This is a genomic window from Arthrobacter sp. 35/47, from assembly GCF_000520475.1.
GTDB classification, from domain to species: domain Bacteria; phylum Actinomycetota; class Actinomycetes; order Actinomycetales; family Micrococcaceae; genus Arthrobacter_D; species Arthrobacter_D subterraneus.
The window spans coordinates 1-3513 of the sequence record NZ_KI914601.1 but is presented as its reverse complement, the minus strand read 5'-3'; the positions used below and the strand labels follow the sequence as shown (position 1 = coordinate 3513).

Annotated in this window: 2 protein-coding genes and 1 pseudogene; 2 read left to right on the top strand and 1 reads right to left on the bottom strand. The window is 63.3% G+C overall.

Annotated features, from left to right (window positions below):
• Nucleotides 1-728 (bottom strand): ABC transporter ATP-binding protein (locus X803_RS19130; protein ID WP_035778559.1); only part of this gene is annotated, 728 nt, incomplete at its 3' end.
• A gap of 203 nt (nt 729-931) precedes the next feature.
• Here X803_RS19130 and X803_RS0110055 point away from each other — a divergent pair.
• Nucleotides 932-2218, top strand: coding sequence for an aspartate kinase (locus X803_RS0110055; RefSeq protein ID WP_026545038.1), 1287 nt, complete (start codon nt 932-934; stop codon nt 2216-2218).
• Nucleotides 2219-2544: 326 nt separating this feature from the next.
• Nucleotides 2545-3462 (top strand): annotated as a pseudogene (locus X803_RS19125) (IS110 family transposase); the annotation flags it as partial.
• Nucleotides 3463-3513: the final 51 nt, after the last annotated feature.

The following is a 3513-nucleotide window of genomic DNA, read 5'->3' as shown; positions in this document are numbered from 1 at the left end:
GCGAGCGCACCCATCGGTTCGGCCTGGATGCAGTAGCGGCGCAGCTGCGTCCCCGCCTCATCCAGGGTCTGACTTTTGACGGACTCACCCCGGTTGACGAACACGGCACGGTCGGCAATCTCGTCCAGCTCGGACAGGACGTGGCTGGAAACGACGATGGTCTTGCCCTCCCCCGCGAGGCGCCGGAGCATGGTGCGGAGCGCTACGCGCGAACCCGGGTCGAGACCGGAGGCCGGTTCATCCAGCAGGAGCACGTCGGGGTCGTGGATGAGCGCCCTGGCGAGGCTGAGCCGCTGCTGCTGGCCCCGGGAAAGGACTCCGGCAGGCGAGTCCGCGTATTCACTCAGGCTCACTTCGGCGAGCAGTTCCGCCGCACGGTGGGAGACCGCCGTCGAACTTAATCCGTACAGTGCACCGACGGTGGTAAGAATTTCGCGGGCCTTGAGGGATTCCCAGACCCCCAGGGTGTCCGGCATCCAGCCGACCTTGCGGCGGACGGCGGCGGCATTGGTCGCGGGATCAAACCCGCCAACGGACAGTGTGCCGGCGTCGGGCGCCAACAGTGAGGCGAGAATCAGCAGCAGGGTGGTCTTGCCGGATCCGTTGGGTCCGATCAGCGCTGTCACTTCGCCGGGCGGCGCCTCGAAATCGATGTTGCGGACGGCAGGCACCGAACCGAAACTTCGTCGAATACCGCTGGCAATGATTCCCCCATACCCATTGGTCATGAGGTGACAGTAGCCCTTCACCGGTCAGAACGGCACAATTCGACGCACGATTGGGCCAGCTGAACCCGAACAGTTAACATTGTGTGCGGTATCCGGCGGTCAGCCGTTGGCTCCAGCGTAATAGCAGTCCCTATCGAAGTGACCTGTTTCGGGCGCCGACGACGCCGCCAGGCATCACATCCCAAGATTCAGCGAGCGTGCGCATGGCCTTGATTGTTCAGAAGTTCGGTGGCTCGTCCGTGGCCGACGCGGAGGGGATCAAGCGCGTCGCCACGCGGGTTGTGGAGACGCAGGCGGCAGGGAACCAGGTCGTCGTCGTTGTTTCCGCAATGGGCGACAGCACCGATGAGCTGCTTGATCTCGCGGCGCAGGTCAGCACCGCCTCCAACCCCCGCGAGATGGACATGCTGCTCAGTGCCGGCGAGCGCATCTCCATGGCGCTGCTCGCCATGGCACTTCATGAGGCCGGCACCAGTGCGCAGTCCTTCACCGGCAGCCAGGCGGGCATGATCACCGACGCGATTCACGGCAAGGCCCGGATCATCGCCGTCTCCCCGCACCGGATCAAGGCCTCCATCGACAAGGGCGACATTGCGATTGTCGCTGGGTTCCAGGGCATGAGCCGGGATAGCAATGACATCACCACCCTTGGCCGCGGCGGTTCCGACACGACGGCGGTGGCCCTGGCTGCAGCGCTGAAGGCCGATGTCTGTGAGATCTACACCGACGTCGACGGCGTCTACACCGCTGATCCCCGGGTGGTGCCTGCTGCCCGGAAGCTTGCCACGATCTCCAGCGAGGAAATGCTCGAGATGGCAGCCTCGGGTGCCAAAATCCTGCACCTCCGCTGTGTGGAATACGCCCGCCGCTTTGGCGTACCGCTGCACGTCCGCTCGTCCTTCAGCCAGCTCGAGGGAACCTGGGTGCTGCCCAATCCCGATGACACCATCAAGATTCAAGAGGGAGAACCCTTGGAACAGCCCATCATCTCCGGTGTTGCCCATGACCGTTCAGAAGCGAAGGTCACGGTGGTCGGTGTGCCCGACATTCCGGGCAAGGCCGCTGAAATCTTCGGGATTGTTGCCGGTGCGCATTCCAACATCGACATGATTGTGCAGAACGTATCCACACACGGTTCCGGGCACACGGACATCTCCTTCACCCTGCCGATTGTCGAGGGCGCGGAGGCGCTCACCGCGCTCAAGGCAGCACAGGAGACCGTGGGCTACGAAGGTATCGAGTATGACGAGCAGATCGGCAAGCTGTCGCTGATCGGCGCCGGCATGCGGTCCAACCCAGGCGTGTCCTACAAGTTCTTCAAGGCGTTGTCCGACGCCGGGGTGAACATCGACATGATTTCCACCTCGGAGATCCGCATCTCGGTGGTCACCAGCGCGCACCTGCTCGACACCGCCGTGCGAGCAGTGCACGCCGCATTCGACCTCGACGGCGACGCCGTGGCAACCGTGTACGCGGGCACCGGGCGCTAACCCGGCCCCACCTCCCGTTGATTTGGCAGCGTCCGGGCGGCGCTGCCGCTCCGTGGGGTTCGTAAATGTGTGCGGTGGCGGCGGTTCTGGTCGGGGCGGGGTTCTTAGGCGGATGATGGTGGTGTCCGTTGCGGGCGACGCCGTTGTGTCATTGGTGCATGAGTGTGAGCCTGCTTGGCAGCGTGGTGCGAAGGACATGCCGGGAACCGTGGATTGTTGCCGTTGAGCACGAGTGTCAGATTCCTGATGTGTTTCCCTGTCCTTCCCGTGACGGGCCTTCATAGTGGCCGGCGGGAAGGACGTTCAAGGGAGGCAATGTCATGGATATGGACATTTTGCATGAAAGGGCCGCGGGCATCGATATCGCCAAACGCGGCGCGACGGTGTGTGTGCGCAAGCCTGGAGGCAGCGAGCAAGGGTTCACCTCGACGGTGACGTCGTGGGAGGCGACCACGGACCGGATTCTGGAACTGCGGGAATTCTTGGTCGGGCAGAAGGTCACGGTGGTGATGATGGAGGCGACCAGTGATTACTGGAAGCCGTTCTATTACCTGCTGGAGGAAGACCTGCCGGTGATGCTGGTCAACGCGAAAGCTGCGCGGAACATCCCGCGCCGCAAGACCGATGTCGCTGACGCCGTGTGGCTTGCCAGGCTCGCCGCGCATGGATTGTTGCGGGCCTCCTTCGTCCCTCCCGAACCGATACGGGAGCTGCGGGATCTGACCCGGTCACGGGCTATTGCGGTCCGGGACCGGACCCGGGAGATCCAGCGGTTGGAGAAATTTCTGGAGAGCTCCGGGATCAAGCTCTCCAGTGTTGCCTCGAACCTCACCGGTGCTTCCGGTCGCGCGATGCTCGATGCCCTCATTACCGGGGAACGGGATCCGGAGGTCCTGGCCTGCATGGCCAAGGGCAAACTGCGCAACAAGATCCCGGAGCTCACCGACGCCCTGAAGGGACGTTTCAAGGACCATCATGCGTTCATGGTCGGGCTGCATCTGGAGCAGATCGACGCGCACACCAGGATGATCGACGCGCTTACCGAACGGATCGAGGCGTCGATGCGTCCCTTTCGTTGCGCCCGGGAAGCGTTGATGACCATCCCGGGAATCGCTGAGCTGACCGCTGATGTGATCATCGCTGAGACCGGAGCCGATATGAGCGTGTTTCCCGACGCAGCGCATCTGGCCTCGTGGGCCGGGATCTGCCCGGGCAACAACGAATCCGCAGGGAAGGTCAAGTCCAGAGGGTGTTTCATTGAGTGTGTAAGGGGTCCGGCCTGATGTGATGGTGTG